The 380-nt window shown below is 71.6% G+C and carries 1 protein-coding gene; it reads left to right on the top strand.

What is annotated here, in order from left to right; translation table 11 throughout:
* Window positions 1–380: hypothetical protein (locus tag Q1A06_RS20940; protein WP_299568050.1), on the top strand; the 380-nt coding region annotated here is incomplete at both ends.

Below are 380 nucleotides of genomic sequence, written 5' to 3'. Positions count from 1 at the left end.
CCGACGGCGCCGCGCTCACCCGTGTCACCGCGACCGACGCCGAGGGCAACACCACCACCATCAACGGACCGGGGCTGCTGCTGGACTTTGCGCCCGATACCTCGGCGGACGAGGACGGCAACCTCGGCATTACCGCGCCGGACACGGCGATCGACGCCTCGGAGGTCACGGCGGTGACGCTGACGGCCAGCGGGCTGGATGCCGACGCCACGGCGGTGATCACGGTAAGCGACGGCGTGTCGAGCGTGGTCTCGGGCTTGCTGACGCCGGGATCCGCGACGGCGGTGCTGGACCTGTCGGGCCTGTCGGACGGGTCGCTGGACACGTCGATCACGGCCAGCGACAGCAGCGGCAACGTGACGGCGGCGATTGCGGGACCC

The organism is uncultured Sulfitobacter sp. (assembly GCF_947497275.1).
Classification (GTDB): Bacteria; Pseudomonadota; Alphaproteobacteria; order Rhodobacterales; family Rhodobacteraceae; genus Sulfitobacter.
This window is presented reverse-complemented; position numbering and strand designations above follow the sequence as displayed.